General features: G+C 37.2%; 16 protein-coding genes and 4 tRNA genes. 3 read left to right on the top strand and 17 right to left on the bottom strand.

Features of this window, described 5'->3' with window-relative positions; all coding sequences use genetic code 11:
• Positions 1 to 7: 7 nt before the first annotated feature.
• Positions 8 to 1,438: a Gfo/Idh/MocA family protein gene (locus ACFS6I_RS16035; protein ID WP_168128081.1), complete on the top strand. Its 1,431-nt coding sequence runs from the start codon at positions 8 to 10 to the stop codon at positions 1,436 to 1,438.
• A 19-nt stretch (positions 1,439 to 1,457) separates the two neighbouring features.
• The gene (locus ACFS6I_RS16030; RefSeq protein ID WP_021189842.1) at positions 1,458 to 2,090 is read left to right on the top strand and encodes a gluconate 2-dehydrogenase subunit 3 family protein; all 633 of its coding nucleotides are present in this window, start codon (positions 1,458 to 1,460) and stop codon (positions 2,088 to 2,090) included.
• A 51-nt stretch (positions 2,091 to 2,141) separates the two neighbouring features.
• Here the strand turns inward: ACFS6I_RS16030 and ACFS6I_RS16025 are convergent, their stop codons facing one another.
• Both ACFS6I_RS16025 and ACFS6I_RS16020 read right to left on the bottom strand, forming a co-directional pair.
• The gene (locus ACFS6I_RS16025) at positions 2,142 to 2,651 is read right to left on the bottom strand and encodes a hypothetical protein (protein WP_380922081.1); all 510 of its coding nucleotides are present in this window, start codon (positions 2,649 to 2,651) and stop codon (positions 2,142 to 2,144) included.
• 22 nt (positions 2,652 to 2,673) lie between these two features.
• A complete protein-coding gene (locus ACFS6I_RS16020; RefSeq protein WP_380922079.1) occupies positions 2,674 to 2,868 on the bottom strand; it encodes an acyl-ACP thioesterase domain-containing protein in 195 nt (64 codons plus the stop codon).
• Between the two features lie 205 nt (positions 2,869 to 3,073).
• Between ACFS6I_RS16020 and ACFS6I_RS16015 the strand changes: the two genes are divergently transcribed.
• A complete protein-coding gene (locus ACFS6I_RS16015; protein ID WP_021189844.1) occupies positions 3,074 to 3,340 on the top strand; it encodes a hypothetical protein in 267 nt (88 codons plus the stop codon).
• Positions 3,341 to 3,380: 40 nt separating this feature from the next.
• Here ACFS6I_RS16015 and ACFS6I_RS16010 read toward each other — a convergent pair whose 3' ends face one another.
• The 15 genes from ACFS6I_RS16010 to thiE form a co-directional block, all read right to left on the bottom strand.
• A complete protein-coding gene (locus ACFS6I_RS16010) occupies positions 3,381 to 4,430 on the bottom strand; it encodes an endonuclease/exonuclease/phosphatase family protein (RefSeq protein ID WP_168128083.1) in 1,050 nt (349 codons plus the stop codon).
• 192 nt (positions 4,431 to 4,622) lie between these two features.
• On the bottom strand, positions 4,623 to 4,841 hold the full coding sequence (locus tag ACFS6I_RS16005; protein ID WP_132771913.1) for a hypothetical protein: 219 nt from the start codon (positions 4,839 to 4,841) through the stop codon (positions 4,623 to 4,625).
• Between the two features lie 11 nt (positions 4,842 to 4,852).
• Positions 4,853 to 7,132 (bottom strand): cation:proton antiporter, encoded by a 2,280-nt coding sequence (locus ACFS6I_RS16000; protein ID WP_168128084.1) that lies wholly within the window; start codon positions 7,130 to 7,132, stop codon positions 4,853 to 4,855.
• Between the two features lie 93 nt (positions 7,133 to 7,225).
• Positions 7,226 to 7,936 carry a LytR/AlgR family response regulator transcription factor gene (locus ACFS6I_RS15995; protein ID WP_168128085.1) on the bottom strand — a complete coding sequence of 237 codons (711 nt, stop codon included), beginning with the start codon at positions 7,934 to 7,936 and terminating at the stop codon, positions 7,226 to 7,228.
• The gene (locus ACFS6I_RS15990; RefSeq protein ID WP_168128086.1) at positions 7,929 to 8,645 is read right to left on the bottom strand and encodes a sensor histidine kinase; all 717 of its coding nucleotides are present in this window, start codon (positions 8,643 to 8,645) and stop codon (positions 7,929 to 7,931) included. Before ACFS6I_RS15990 ends, ACFS6I_RS15995 begins: the two co-directional genes overlap by 8 nt.
• Positions 8,646 to 8,781: 136 nt before the next feature.
• Positions 8,782 to 8,866 (bottom strand) — tRNA-Leu (locus ACFS6I_RS15985).
• Between the two features lie 14 nt (positions 8,867 to 8,880).
• Positions 8,881 to 8,956, bottom strand: a tRNA-Gly gene (locus tag ACFS6I_RS15980).
• Positions 8,957 to 9,266: 310 nt separating this feature from the next.
• Positions 9,267 to 10,511, bottom strand: a complete 1,245-nt coding sequence (fabF, locus tag ACFS6I_RS15975) for a beta-ketoacyl-ACP synthase II (RefSeq protein WP_168128197.1) — start codon at positions 10,509 to 10,511, stop codon at positions 9,267 to 9,269.
• 3 nt (positions 10,512 to 10,514) lie between these two features.
• The gene (locus tag ACFS6I_RS15970; protein ID WP_168128087.1) at positions 10,515 to 11,072 is read right to left on the bottom strand and encodes a TetR/AcrR family transcriptional regulator; all 558 of its coding nucleotides are present in this window, start codon (positions 11,070 to 11,072) and stop codon (positions 10,515 to 10,517) included.
• Between the two features lie 305 nt (positions 11,073 to 11,377).
• Positions 11,378 to 11,462, bottom strand: a tRNA-Leu gene (locus ACFS6I_RS15965).
• 13 nt (positions 11,463 to 11,475) lie between these two features.
• Positions 11,476 to 11,551 (bottom strand) — tRNA-Gly (locus ACFS6I_RS15960).
• Between the two features lie 187 nt (positions 11,552 to 11,738).
• Positions 11,739 to 12,449 (bottom strand): HesA/MoeB/ThiF family protein, encoded by a 711-nt coding sequence (locus ACFS6I_RS15955; protein ID WP_380922074.1) that lies wholly within the window; start codon positions 12,447 to 12,449, stop codon positions 11,739 to 11,741.
• 26 nt (positions 12,450 to 12,475) lie between these two features.
• Positions 12,476 to 13,597 carry a 2-iminoacetate synthase ThiH gene (thiH, locus tag ACFS6I_RS15950; protein ID WP_380922072.1) on the bottom strand — a complete coding sequence of 374 codons (1,122 nt, stop codon included), beginning with the start codon at positions 13,595 to 13,597 and terminating at the stop codon, positions 12,476 to 12,478.
• 9 nt (positions 13,598 to 13,606) lie between these two features.
• Positions 13,607 to 14,377, bottom strand: coding sequence for a thiazole synthase (locus tag ACFS6I_RS15945; protein ID WP_168128090.1), 771 nt, complete (start codon positions 14,375 to 14,377; stop codon positions 13,607 to 13,609).
• Positions 14,365 to 15,015: a thiamine phosphate synthase gene (thiE, locus tag ACFS6I_RS15940; RefSeq protein ID WP_380922070.1), complete on the bottom strand. Its 651-nt coding sequence runs from the start codon at positions 15,013 to 15,015 to the stop codon at positions 14,365 to 14,367. The genes ACFS6I_RS15945 and thiE overlap by 13 nt, the downstream gene beginning before the upstream one ends.
• Positions 15,016 to 15,098 lie beyond the last annotated feature (83 nt).

Here is a 15,098-nt window from a genome sequence, read left to right as displayed (position 1 = left end):
CTAAATTATGGAAAAGAATAATTCATCAAGAAGAGACTTTCTGAAAAAAGCTGCCTTATTTGGCGCTGGAGTGACTATACTGCCCCGCCATGTATTGGGTGGAGTAGGTTTTACAGCACCGAGTGATATGTTGAATGTTGCATCTGTAGGTGTCGGTGGTATGGGGGGATCAGACGTATCGCGATTTGCAGCAAGTGGAAAAGCAAATATTGCTTACCTATGTGATGTAGATACGCGTCGTGCGGCAGATTCTGTGAAAAAGTTTCCGAAGGCAAAATTTTATAAGGATTTCCGTGATATGCTCGATAAAGAGCATAAACATATTGATGCAGTTTCAGTATCAACACCGGATCATCAGCATGCTATTGTAGCTTTGGCAGCAATGCAATTGGGTAAGCACGTTTATGTGCAAAAACCATTAGCTCATGATGTTTGGGAAGCACGTGTTTTGACACAAGCAGCCAAGAAATATAAAGTTGTGACGCAAATGGGTAATCAAGGAGCATCAGGTGATGGTGTGAGACAGATGCGCGAATGGGTTGACGCAGGGATGATTGGAGATCTGAAAGAGATCTTCTGTTGGACCGATCGCCCCGTATGGCCTCAAGGTATCCAATGGCCTACACAACAAGCTCCAGTTCCACAAGAATTGGATTGGGATCTTTGGTTAGGTACTGCTCCAAAAAAAGATTATGTTGAAAAATTGATTCCTTTCAACTGGAGAGGATGGTGGGATTATGGAACAGGTGCATTAGGTGATATGGGATGCCATAACATGGAAGCGCCTTTTAGTATCTATGGTCTTCAATATGTGAAAGATGTACAGGCAACTGTTGGATCTGTATATGTTGACGAATTTAAAAGAGGATATTTCCCAGAAAGCTGTCCGCCGTCAAGCTATGCCGTAATGACATTCCCGAAAACGGATAAAACAGCAGGAGATGTTAAGCTACATTGGATGGATGGTGGAATTCAACCACCAAGACCAGATGAACTAGGTCCTAATGAGGCTTTTGGCGACGGTGGAAATGGTATTTTATTTATCGGTACGAAAGGTAAAATATTGGCCGATACTTACGCTGCAAATCCGAGATTATTGCCTACAACTGCTTCTTATACGACCCCAAAACAAAAGTATGCACGTGTTAAAGGTGGTGCCGATGGTCACTGGGCACAATGGGTAGAAGGTTGTATTGCTGGTTATGGTAATATGCAGATGTCTTCTCCTTTTGAAATTGCTGGACCATTGACAGAAGCTTTACTGATGGCAAACTTGGCTATCCGTGGATCAGATTTGAAAGTTGATAATAAATATCCAGGAAGAAACTTACGCTTATTATGGGATAATAATAATATGCGTGTGACGAATTTTGATGAAGTAAACCAGTTCGTGAAGCGTAACTACCGTCCAGGCTGGGAAGTTAATTATACAATTTAAGTATTAAAAGAGATTGATTATGAATAGAAGAGAAGCAATTCAACGTGTCGCAATGTTGATGGGAGGCGTGGTCATTGGTTCAAGCCTTTTTCTTGAAGGTTGTTCACGCTCTGCTACTAAACAGGTAGAAGTTTTATTCGAACCTAAGACAACCGATTTATTGGGAGACTTAGCCGAAGCAATATTACCGAAAACCTCTACTCCTGGAGCTAAAGAAGCAGGCGTGGGAAGCTTTATCCCAGTGATGGTAAGAGATTGTTATACCGATGAACAACAAACTGTTTTCATGGATGGAATTAACAACCTAGATAAAAAAGCACAAGAGTTAATGAAGAAAAATTTCTTAGATCTTTCTGCTGAAGAACGTACAAGTTTTGTAAACTTACTAGACAAAGAAGCTGGTGAGTTTAATAAAAAACAAGATGAGGCGACAAAAGAAGAACGTGAGAAAAATGCTGTAAAACAAAATGAATTATATAGAGAAGTGGAAAACAAACCACCTCATTGGTTTACCATGTTTAAGCAGTTGACCTTAACAGGATACTTTAATTCGGAACTGGGATTAACTAAAGCATTGCGCTATGTGAAGATTCCAGGAAAATTCGATGGAAATTACCCTTATAAAAAAGGTGATAAAGCTTTTGCAGGTTAATTCAAAAAGATAAAGAAGAAAAGGGGGTACTTCAAGCGAAGTACTCCCTTATTATTTAGTTTCGATTTCTAAGGCGAAAGAAACACGTTCTTGCTTTGTGACCGTCATGAAATAGCCCTTATCTGTTGAGTTACCACTAATTTCTACACGGTCATTATAGCGGAGTTCTCGTAGGTAATTCATTTCTATGGATACAATTTGATTTGTAAGCACTAATTCCATCGGTAATCTGTCCATACACCAATCTAAATATTTGACATTATTAGCATGATTGACAATATCCAGATCCGATATTTTAACCGTATAGTTTTCGATTGGTTTTACGGTCTGTGCTAGATTTAGTTTTGAAAAAGGCTTTTGCGTACTGTGACGCTCTGGAAATGTTTTAAAATCGCCAAGTGCTATTGCCAGTTCCTCAGGTCCTCTTTTTACAGTATTGATAACTGCCCAATAACTTGTAGCAGTCACATAAAGTTGGTTATTGACATACACCTCAAAATTACGGGTTGATTTAGCCCCTTCTAAGTGCTGAATCCAGGTTTTTATGGTCACTATATCCATCCATTTTGGCAAGCGGTTTATTTCAAACCGGATACGGCTTAACCACCCAGGTCTGATTATTTTTGGCCATTTCCCTAAAACCAAAACCTGCAATAGTCGCATGTTCACCAGCTGTGAGCTGCAGTAAATTGGAAAGATCAGAATAACGGATTCTGGCATTTGAATAGCATTGTGTAAAATTGATTTCCCAGTTTTTTTCAAATGTTGAATTGTCCATTTTTGATAAATTTCAACAAATTTAGGCATTATTATGCTGTAGCATAAGTCATTTTGTAAAATAAATGTTAAAATCGAAATAGTATTGGTATTTTATCGAGGATTCCTTACATTTAAATAAGGTTAAGTATATGTTATAACAATTAGGAGCGTTATAAATGAAATGTCTTACTTAATCAAAGTGTCAATTATAAATTATTAGTAGTATGATCGGAGAATTGATAGAAAAAGAACAAATCTCTTCATTCAAAATAGTGGCGGCGAATGAAGATAAAAGTCAAACATTTTTAGAAACTTTAAAAGGAGCTTTGCGATTGGGGAATGAATTTAAGTCGAAGACTACAATAGCCTTTCAAACAGAAGTAGGTCCTAAAAGAATAGAAACAACAGTTTGGTCGTTAACGGATAAGTATCTCCAAATAAAAAGCGGTGTATTGATTCCTCTGAGATCAATTTTAGCAATAGAATATTAAACAAAAATAATTACTCAAAAAAAAGAAAAGTGCTGTTATATCAGCACTTTTCTTTTTTTTCCTCAGCTAATTCCCGATCTTCCTGATCTAAATCTAATGTGTTGTCTTCTTGTTCTGCATCCGCGGATTTTTCGTATTGTAATACGGTCAGAATTGGGAAGTGATCTGAATCAAAATTATTCAGTCTTTTCATTTTCTTTAATTTAAAGTCTGTACTACAGAAAATATGATCTAAAGGAAAGCGCATAAAAAAATGATGGGCGTGAAAAGTATTCAGAAAGAAACGGCCTCTTCTCGGATCAAGTAATTGACTTGTCTTTAAAAATAATTCAGTGGTGTAGCTCCAGGCGACGTCATTCAGATCACCGCAAACTATCACAGGTATTTTTGATGCTAAAGCTTTATCTGCAATCAGAAGGAGTTCCTTATCACGTTCTGTTGACCTTGGGTTTTCACCTGGTACAGGAGGAGTCGGATGTACCGCATATAACTGAATGACCTGCCCATTTCGTAAAATTACTTTTGTATGAATGGAAGGGATATCATCCTCCACAAGAAATTTGACTTCACTTTCCTTCAATTCCAATTTAGAGTACAGCAACATACCATAAGTGTTATCTATCGGTTTCTCTACACGATAGGGGTAGGTATCTGTGGCCTCCTTAAGCTGTTCCATCCATTCATGGCTGGTTTCCAGTAGCAGTACCAGGTCAGCATCAGTCTTTTTAATTTCCGCAATGCAGCCTTTGTAATTGGTATTATCTTCAAACACATTTGATATCATAATACTGATGGTTTGATCGGGTATTTCCTGTTTTACTCTTAAAATCTGCTTTTTCCCAAGAGGAGTAAAGGGAATAATCTGTTTTAATAGGTATAATATAGTCCCTGAAAGTAAGGTTACATAGATATAGAAGGTTAGCGTTTTGTTAGAGAATATTAAAAGGAGCGCCAGTGACAGGGCTGTTAATACAAGCTTTTGTAGTCTTGGATACTCAAAAATTCGGAATGTCCAATAATCATTCCTTATTAATGGAATAAAACTTATAATGATTAGGATGGAAGAAAAAATATATAGAGCTGTGTGCATATGTAATCTATTTGTGCGATAAAAATAGAAAAATAATCAAGAAAAGATGATTCGGGCACAATAAAATGAGAATTGGAAGATAGTAGAAGCAGGCTATAAGGGCATCATGTATGGGGAATCGTTAAAAATGCATACACCATTATGTAAACTTTCTGCCGGAGTTTACATAATGGTGTAACAATGGATCATCTATTATTCTTCGTATAAGCGCTCAACGGCAAAACCATTTTGTTTCAGACGTAGTGCTATTTCAAACGCTTGAATATTTAGAGCTTCCAATTTTAATATTAATCCGTTGCTGAATCTGTTAATATTAATGGTGATGATGTTGGGAATCTTCTTTAAAGTTTCCTCTAATTGATGAATTTTGTCTTCATTAATTAGCATGGTTTCAAAAATGTATTTTTCCATAACAATAAATATTAAGGTTTTAAAATCAATGTACTCGGTAATTTTTTCGTCCATTGCTCTTTCTCAAAAGAAATCTGTTTCCAAGCAATGAAACTTATCAGTATAATATCGAATGAAGAATAATCAATATCTTTAGTCTTGGGTTCCTCTATAATATTGATTTGATTAGGTGCCGCATAATCTAACGAACGAATCGCCTCTTTAAGCTCTACAGAGGTTTTAATGACCTCATCTTCGTCTAAGAAACTTATTTTTACATCGTTGTTCTGTACAAGTTTGTGCACATATATTAATAAGAAACTATCACTAAGTGTTTTGATAGGAACCAATATGTTTTTCACCTCTTCAGGAAGACCCCTATCGACTAAAATTCCACAAGGAATATGAACAGCTTTTAAAAGCGCTGTCGTTTTATCTTCAAATCCGCTATGATTAAATAGACTTTCTTTACCTGTTAATGAACCTAACAATCTTTCCGGATTAACGACTTTACTTGTAAACCCGATGATACTTCCTAAAACAGATCCTTCATAGACAGATTGACCAATACCTGTCAACAGTAAGTCGAAATCTTCTTCATTGGCCATTTTTGCAATATCGTCGTTGATATTGTCGGTACCTCTAAAAATACCAGTGTACGGTTGCTCTATTTTTTCACTTTCATCATTTAATACTGAAAAATTATCTCTTTCGTATTCGATCGAATTATAAGTATTGAGTTCATTCCCGATCGAAAGATGTAATGCCGTTACCGTACTATTTTCTTTTGATTTTTTAATCAGCATATTGGCAATACGGAGCAAAATTTTTCCAGAATTTGGGTTGCCAAATGAAATCAGAATATTGTATTTATTTTTCTTTGAAATGAGATCGCCATTATTTTCGATTTCAGGCTTAAAAAATTTATTAATTAAATCTAATGCAGGCCCCGTCATAAATGTTGTGATCAAAGCCATAAGAACCAGTATTGCGAACATTTCATCAGTAAGGACTCCTAAATCATATCCTATGTTTAGAGCGACTAGTTCCATCAAACCTCTAGTATTCATCAAAGCTCCTATGGTAAGGCTACTGTGCCAGTTTTGCCCCACAAATCTTGCTGATAAAGCACTTCCAATAAATTTACCCACTACAGCAATTGTAACCACCCAGAAACAGGTTTGCCAATGTTCGGCTTCATTGAGTAATCCAATCTGTGTTCTAAGGCCTGTAAAGACAAAAAATAGCGGTAAAAGAAGTACTTGTGCTACATCTTCCACTTTTTCAATAAAGATACTTCGAAAACTTGTGTTGGTTGGCATGATTACACCAGCCATAAAAGCTCCAAATAGGGCGTGGATTCCGATAACTTCAGTGGTCCATGAAGAAATCAACAATGTCAGAAAAAAGATGCCTACGATCGATTTACCTAACCGTTCTTTAGTTGAGTGAAGGTCACCTATACGTTGGAGAAATGGTTTTACGAACCGGACCATCAATAAGACATAGCCGGCCGCGAAAGCGATCGTGTAAACTGCACTGACTACAGATCCTGCTTTTACAACCGCAATAACAGCCGCCAAAAGACACCAAGCAGTGATATCATCTGCCGCTGCGCAGGTGATGGCAATCGAACCTAGTCGTGTTTTGCTCATACCCCTTTCCTGTACGATCCTTGCTAAAACAGGAAATGCAGTAATACTCATGGATATTCCAATAAAGAGCGCATATGATAAAAATGAAATACCTTCAGGTGCTGTTGTCTGGAAGATCACATAGGCGAGCCCCATTCCTAGAAGAAAAGGAAAGATAATGCTTACATGGCTGATAACTATGGCATCCTGAGCTTTGTTTTTTAATATTTTCAAATCTAGCTCCATGCCGACGACAAACATAAATAGCACTAAACCTATTTGACTCAATACTCCCAGATTTCCCAAAGAACTGACTGGAAATAAAAATGTGGATATTTCTGGAAAGTAATTTCCTAGTAAGGAGGGGCCTAGTGCTATACCCGCTACGATTTCTCCAATAACAGAGGGTTGACCAATTTTTCTGAATAATATACCAAAGATTCGCGCTACAAATATGATTGTTATGATCTGCAACATGAGTATTGCTAGCGGGTAGGAAAGATTTTCATGCAAATGATCTAAGAAATGTGACCACGCTGAGTGGAGAGGGACATCTGCAGTTGTATGTGGTTGATTTTCAAATTGGGAGCCCTGATGGATAATAAAATAGCCTAAAGCTATCCCAATAATTAAAATGGCTAGATAAAAAAAGGTGGAGCGGTACTTACTTTTAAACATATTTCGTCGGATTGTAAAGAGCAAGTATAATAGCTAAAGTTTTTTCTACAAAACGAATTCGTGTTTTTTGTACCAAACCAGAAAAAAAATGTACTAAACATTTAAGCTGTTTACAAAATGATCTTTGTAGGGTGCCGATAAGGTAAGTTGTATCAGGTCAGGCATATCTTTTATTTTACACGTGACATACTGTGCTGTGTAAGACGAGACCACAGCTAATGCAACAACATTTCGTCTATTAATCCTACAGAATTTTCCAGAAGGTAGGATCGCCAAAATTTCATCTAAACTGATGTTTTTCGCAAGAATATTTTGACCGTCTTTCATATAAATGTATTTATCCCGCCTATCATGATCGGCCACCTCAATATAGGCAATTTGATCTATTATTATCCTTGTTTTTCCTTGATTACTGTTTAACTCTATAACCTCTAAACCTGTTTCCTTTGTTGAGCTAAGCCACTTCAAGGCTTTATCGAAAGCAGTCTGTAATCGATCAGCCTGATAAGGTTTTCGTATATAATCCACAGCATTGAGATCAAATGCATCAGCAGCATATTCCTTATGAGCTGTTGAAAAGATAATCGCTTTGTCAGAAAGTATCCGGGCAACCTCTAGTCCGTTCATACCTGGCATATGAATATCTAGAATACAGGTGTTAAAATCAAGACTGTCAATCTGTGCTAAAAACTTTTGGGGATTATTGAAACTTTTCACAATTTCTACGTCCTTAAAATTTTCACATAAAGCTTGAATGTAACTTAGTGAAGGAAGTTCATCATCCAATAAAATACATTTAATCATTTTGATAAAGTTTTATTTTTACGGTTACCGTGTATATATTTTCTTTTTGCTCAGTATTCAAGCTGTACTCAGTACCGTAAATATTTTTCAACCGTTTCGAAAAAGTTTTATTGCCCAATCCACCTAAGCTTGAGTCTATTTTTTGTTTTTGCATGACCCGATTAGAAACGGTGAGGTGAAAATAATCGTCGATAACCTCAAACACCACAGAGATAAAACTGTTTTCATTTTGAACATCAGCATGTTTGAAAGCATTTTCAATTGGGTTGATGGTCATAAATGGAGCAATAAGCATTTCTCCAGCTTCGGCACTAATTTTTTTTCGTATATGTAGATCAAATAAGGGACTTATTTTAAGTTTATTGATCTCAATTAGATTTTGCGCAAAAGCGATCTCATCTTTTAGCTTTACGAACGTGCCATCTGTTTCATAAAGAATATAGTCCAGTACATTGGATAATTTATCAAGTGCATGATAACTTTGATAGGCATGAGACTGAATAGCGTTTAATGCATTTTTTAGTAAGTGTGGGTCCAACTTATAATAATTCGTTTCATCAGGAAGAGAAATGCTATTTAAATCTCGATTCTGTCGAATTAATAGTTTATTTTGACGTTTTAAAATACGAACCTTCCAAAAGAGGAAGACCGCTAATAAAACAAGAATAAAGAACACAAGAAATAATAAACTATAATAAAAAGTAGACATACTGACTTTGTTTTACTTCGAATATAGCAATTTTCTGTACAGACATGGCTTTTTTTGTTTTATGAAGAGGAGACAATTTGATATGTTCAGTTGCATAGAAAACAAGAAAAGCTCATCTTTTGGATGAGCTTTCTTGTACCTAGGGCGGGAATCGAACCCGCACTTCCTTAACGGAAACAGGATTTTAAGTCCTGCGTGTCTACCAGTTCCACCACCTAGGCAGGTGATATTAATGTGGAGCGAAAAACGAGATTCGAACTCGCGACCCCAACCTTGGCAAGGTTGTGCTCTACCAGCTGAGCTATTTTCGCATTGCTAACAGTTAACAAGTTGTTTTCTGTTTTGGTGATGCAAATATACGGCGATTTTTATAAAATCAAAATTTGAAACCATCATTTTTTTAATATTTAATGTAATGACCTCAAATATTGGCTCTTATTTTTTAGATTGAAATGAATAATAGAAAAATACATTGATCTGAAACTGGAGTATAGATGTTTTTTCAAAATTTCGCACCTATTATACGATGCACTATTTGTACATGTTTCAAGTAAAATGACAGCCTTCCAAAGCCGTCATTTTAAAATGTTCATTTATAAATCTTCTACAAGTAGCCGAGATCTAGTGCTCTATTTTTTTGAAAATGGAACAAGCGATATGACCACCAAAACCAAAAGTATTACTCATGGCTATGTCTACTTTTTTATGCTTTGCTTTTCCGAGAGTTAAATCCAATTTATCAGCAAATTCAGGTTCTATTTCTTTAGAGTTTATCGTAGGCGGAACAATATCTTCTTGAACCGCCTTAATACAAGCAATAGCTTCGATAGCTCCAGCAGCTCCCAGTAAGTGCCCTGTCATTGATTTTGTAGCGCTAATAGATACCTCGTTGTTAAAACCAAACATTCTTCCCATAGCTTTCAGTTCACTTTGATCGCCCATAGGAGTAGAAGTTGCGTGCGCATTGACATAGTCTATATCTTTTGCAGCGATATTCGCATCCTCCAAAGCAAGTTTCATTCCCAGAAATGCCCCGTCTCCTTCAGGATGTGTGCCCGTAATATGATAAGCATCCGCCGCTAAACTTCCTCCAATTATTTCCGCAATAATCGGGGCATTTCTTTTAATCGCACTTTCATAGCTTTCCAATACAATAGCCCCAGCTCCTTCTCCTAATACAAAACCGTTGCGATGAATATCAAAAGGGCGGGAGGCACCCAAATAATCCTCATTACTTGTTGATAAAGCTTTAGATGCATTAAATCCACCGATGGAACTTTCGGTTATAGACGCTTCAGAACCTCCGGTAATAATCATATCCGCTTTCCCCCAGCGGATATAATTAAAGGCATCAACAATCGCAGTATTACTTGCAGAACAGGCAGAGGCGGTCGTATAATTTACTCCTCTAAGTCCATATTTAATGGAGATAACACCTGAAGCAATGTTCAAAATACGCTTAGAAATAAAGAACGGACTGAAGCGTGGTATTCCATTTCCTTGCTTAAACTCCGCTATTTGTTGCTCAAATGTTGAAACCCCACCATCTCCAGAAGCCCAGATAACACCTATCCGATCTTTGTCCAGTAGATTGAAATCAATCTCAGCGTGGTGAATAGCCTCATGAACGCTAGCTAATGCATATTGCGTAAAAAGATCTAATTTTCGTAATTCTGATTTTTCCATGAATTGTAAAGGATCAAAATCTCTTACTTCACATGCGAATTTTGTTTTAAAGTTTGTCGCATCAAATTTAGTAATCATTTTTGCGCCACTTTGACCCAAAATCAGTGCATTCCAAAATTTATCTACGGTATTTCCTAAAGGCGTAATCGCTCCAATACCTGTTATAACAACTCTTTTCATCATTTAATCGTTTTTAATTAAATCTTCTTTAATAATTTTTTGTATGAGAGTGAAATCTTCATCACCGGTCAGTCTAGTAATCTGTACACTTGCAATCATCGTGGAAATTAGTAAGACGGCTTTTGTTCTAGGCTCACCTTTAAAATGAAAAGTACCCTGTTCTTGACCATATTTAAGCCATTCAATTACCCAGTTTAAAACCTGTTCGGAAAAAATCTTTAGATGTTCAATAATACCTATATCTAAAGTATTGTAATCAGTGGATAGAGAGCCAACGATACATATTTTATTGTCATTTTTAATATTCCTGTATATAGAGAGGAACTTGTCTAGTTTTTGTAGTGGAGATTTATCTTCAAAATCCTTTTTCATTTTGTGAAAGTTTTCAATATGATAATCTATAACTGCAATTCCCAAATCTATTTTTTGTGGAAAATGATAATGAATAGAAGCTTTTTTTATTCCAACGGCATTAGATATATCAAAAAAGCTAAAGGCATTGTAACCCTTATCCCGAATCAGGCTATCAGCAACTTGTATGATTTGTTCTTTTGTTGACATCAATTATTTTTTTGTAAATATACAAACCTACCAGTTGGTAGGCAAGAGTTGCTGATATTTATTTGAGATCAGTGGTGTAGTTGGATTTTTCCGCATGATCAGGCCTACCTGATTATGCAAGAACTTTTTTGAAGTGAGCGGATGTATTATCGCTGGGGTTATTGTATTTTGAAATACATGATGATCAGGATTTAAAATCTGAAATTTAATTTTAAGGGATATCTTGGTCAATTACATGTAAAGGGAGGAAACTCGAAATATTTAAAATAAACAAGAAAAGCTCATCTTTTGGATGAGCTTTCTTGTACCTAGGGCGGGAATCGAACCCGCACTTCCTTAACGGAAACAGGATTTTAAGTCCTGCGTGTCTACCAGTTCCACCACCTAGGCAGGTGATTTAATGTGGAGCGAAAAACGAGATTCGAACTCGCGACCCCAACCTTGGCAAGGTTGTGCTCTACCAGCTGAGCTATTTTCGCTTTTGATACTGCAAATATAGGGAGATTATAGATACTACAAAATGTTTTTTTACAGCTAAAGCGTAATTCCCTCAAATGAAGCGAGATAATTTTCATCCCGCTTCAAAATACGATGTGTTTAAATTTGAATTCACCACCTTGCTACGTATGTAGCGTAATTAATTCAATCTTTCATAGCAGTCAAAACTTAAAATGAGAGGGTAGTGAATCTCCAGTGGTAAGTATCAACTAGCGTCAGTTTGTCCAAATCAACAGGTAGATCCGTTATAATTTTCAATACCTGCATGGCCATCATACTTCCGATGATTCCAGGCAGAGGGCCTAATACCCCATATTGATCACAGTTAGGAACATCTTCCGGATGAGGAGGCTCTGGAAATAAATCACGCAATTGTTTACTGCCCATGTAATTGAAAACAGCCATTTGACCTTCGAAAGCAAGAATACTTCCATACACCAAAACTTTGTTGGAACGTACGCAAGCATCGTTGATCAGGTAACGTGTAGTAAAGTTATCAGAACCATCTACAACAATGTCATATCCTGCCAGGGTAACATCAACATTCTCAGAAGTGATTTTTGTCGCAATGCTATCGACTTGGATGGATGAATTGAGTTCGCGGATATATACTGCCGCACTTTTTACTTTTTGTAGATGTACACTTTTTTCATTGTGTATAATTTGTCTGTTGAGATTATGAATTTCTACATGATCAAAATCAACAATCCCTAAATGACCTACTCCAGCAGCAGCGAGATATTGAAGAACAGGCGAACCTAGTCCACCTGCTCCAATTACGAGGACTTTTGCTGCCATAATTTTCTGTTGCCCTTCAACACCAATTTCATTAATGAAAACTTGGCGGGAGTATCGATCAAAAGCACTGTGCTGTTGCATAAATACAGTAATTTAAATTAGAATTATTATTGGCTACCAGAGTAGCTTTTGTCCCAGTCTTTCATAATGGGATCGTATCCAGCCTTTCTGATGATACCTTGGATAGTTTCCATACTGCGCTCATCACTGATCTCAAATTGTTCAAGCGACTGTGGATCGACCACATAGCCACCTGGATTTGTCTTCGAAGCGGCACTCATGGTCGTAACACCGATAGGAATGATATGGTCTCTAAATTTCTCGCGTTCACGGGTTGATATGGATATTTCTAAATTTTCATTCCATAAACGATAAGCGCAGATCAATTGCAGTAAATCACGATCTTCCATAATAAAATTCGGTGTGGATACACCTTCAGCAGGACGTAATCGAGGAAATGAAACTGAATATTTTGTACGCCAATAATGCTTCTCTAGATAATCAATATGTAACGCATTGAAAAAGCTATCGACACGCCAGTCTTCTAGACCTAAAAGAACACCAAGACCAATTTTATGAATTCCGGCTTGACCAATACGGTCTGGTGTATCCAGCCGATACTCAAAATTTGACTTTTTGCCTTTTGGATGATATGTTTTATAAACCTCTTGATGATAGGTTTCCTGATAGACAAGCACAGTATTAACACCTTCTTCCTGCAGAATACGGTATTCTTCTAAAAGCAGAGGTTGTACTTCAATGGATATCTGCGCGAAGTGGGGCTTCAGCAATGCAATCGCATTTTTAAAGTAATTGATCTCAACTGTTTTATTGGCTTCTCCGCTTACCAATAATACATGACTGATACCCATAGATTTTAGCGCCATGGCTTCTAACAGTAATTCTGTATTCGAAAGTGTTTTGCGCTTGATCTTATTGTCCATACTAAAACCGCAATAGGTGCAGATATTCTGACATTCATTGCTTAGATATAAAGGAGCATATAACTGGATTGTCTTACCAAATCGACGTTGTGTGATCTGTTGCGTTAATTGGGCCATTTCTTCTATTTCAGTAATCGCCGCAGGAGAAAGGAAGGTTAGAAAATCAGTTAAATTTCTTTTTTCTTTACGGAGACTTCTTCTAACATCCTCAACTGTGGTGTTATATATTTTTTCCTTGATTTCCTGCCAGCTGTATAGTGTAAATAGTTCCTGAAAAGTTTGCATAAAACGTTCTTAATCGATTAAAAATGAAGTTAGCGGACTAGAAGCGATAGCACGATTTTCTGATATACCTAATCCTGCCTGATAAGCTTTGCGACCTGCTATTACAGCTTCTTTAAATGCCTCCGCCATCTGTATCGGATATTTTGCGGATGCAATAGCTGTATTGACTAAAACAGCATCAGCACCGATTTCCATTGCCTTTGCGGCATCGGAAGGAGCACCAATTCCAGCATCGATAATAACAGGAACTTGGCTCTGAGCGATGATCATTTCTAAAAAGTCCAATGTACGAAGTCCTTTATTACTACCTATGGGTGCAGCTAACGGCATTACTGCCGACGTTCCAGCTTCTTCTAGTCTTTTACAGAGCACTGGATCTGCATGCATATAAGGGAGCACAATAAAACCGAGTTTTGCAAGTTGCTCCGTAGCCAACAATGTTTCGATCGGATCGGGCATCAGGTAACGTGAATCTGGATGAATTTCGAGTTTTACCCAGTTCGTTTCCAGGGCTTCACGAGCAAGTTGTGCGGCCAAGACTGCTTCTTTTGCATTACGTGCTCCAGAGGTATTGGGGAGTAAATTTACGCCAGTGATTTGTAAAGACTCGAGAAATGTGTCTGAGGAAGACTGATGGTCCAAACGCTTTAAAGCCATCGTGACCAATTCAGAACCCGATGCGACGATAGATTCCTTCATTTGTTGCAGACTTCCGAACTTTCCTGTTCCTAAGAATAGTCTCGATTGAAATATCTGATCTGCTATTTTTAATGTATCCATTGCAGTTTATTTTTAAGTTCTTGAATGTAGTGAGGGTGTACGGTGATCAAACTTGACAGTGCTATCCCATAAATGCCAATATCTTGTAGGGGAACGATATCATCAAGTGTTATACCGCCAATAGCGTAAATCGGCGGATAGTTTTGACCGTTGTTTTTTAAATGATAAACGATGTCTTGATATCCTGTTAAGCCTAATATTGGACTTAAATTGTTTTTAGTTGCGGTGAACCGTAAAGGGCCAAGACCGATGTAATCGCAGTTTTCTGTGATGCGCTGCTGTATGTCAGAAATATTATTTGCTGTACCACCAATTATTTTGTGCGGTCCTAATACATGTCGGGCCTCTTGTATGTCAGTATCTGTTAATCCCAGATGAACTCCGGCAGCATCAATGGTTTTGGCTATGTGCAGATAATCATTGATAATAAGCGTAGCACTATGTTGCAAGCAATGCTGTTTAATACGACGTGCTAATGCGAGCACTTCATCTTCAGTGCCTTGTTTCCAGCGTAGCTGAATCCAATCTGCACCCGCTTGTAGTGCATTATTAATGTTAGTCTCCTGTTCAATAGCCGTATCTCCCTGCGAGATATACTGTATCTTACTGAACGTGATATTTTTGGGGTATGCTGTCATTACTGTTTCAATTTTTTTGCTATCGCATTTTTCTGCTCAGTATAATCCGGTTTGGGTATTTCCTTCTAATCATTTGTAAAGGA

The organism is Sphingobacterium anhuiense, from assembly GCF_042686355.1.
GTDB lineage: Bacteria > Bacteroidota > Bacteroidia > Sphingobacteriales > Sphingobacteriaceae > Sphingobacterium > Sphingobacterium anhuiense.
Note: the sequence above shows the minus strand (reverse complement) of the source record. Positions and strands in the feature narration are given on the sequence as shown.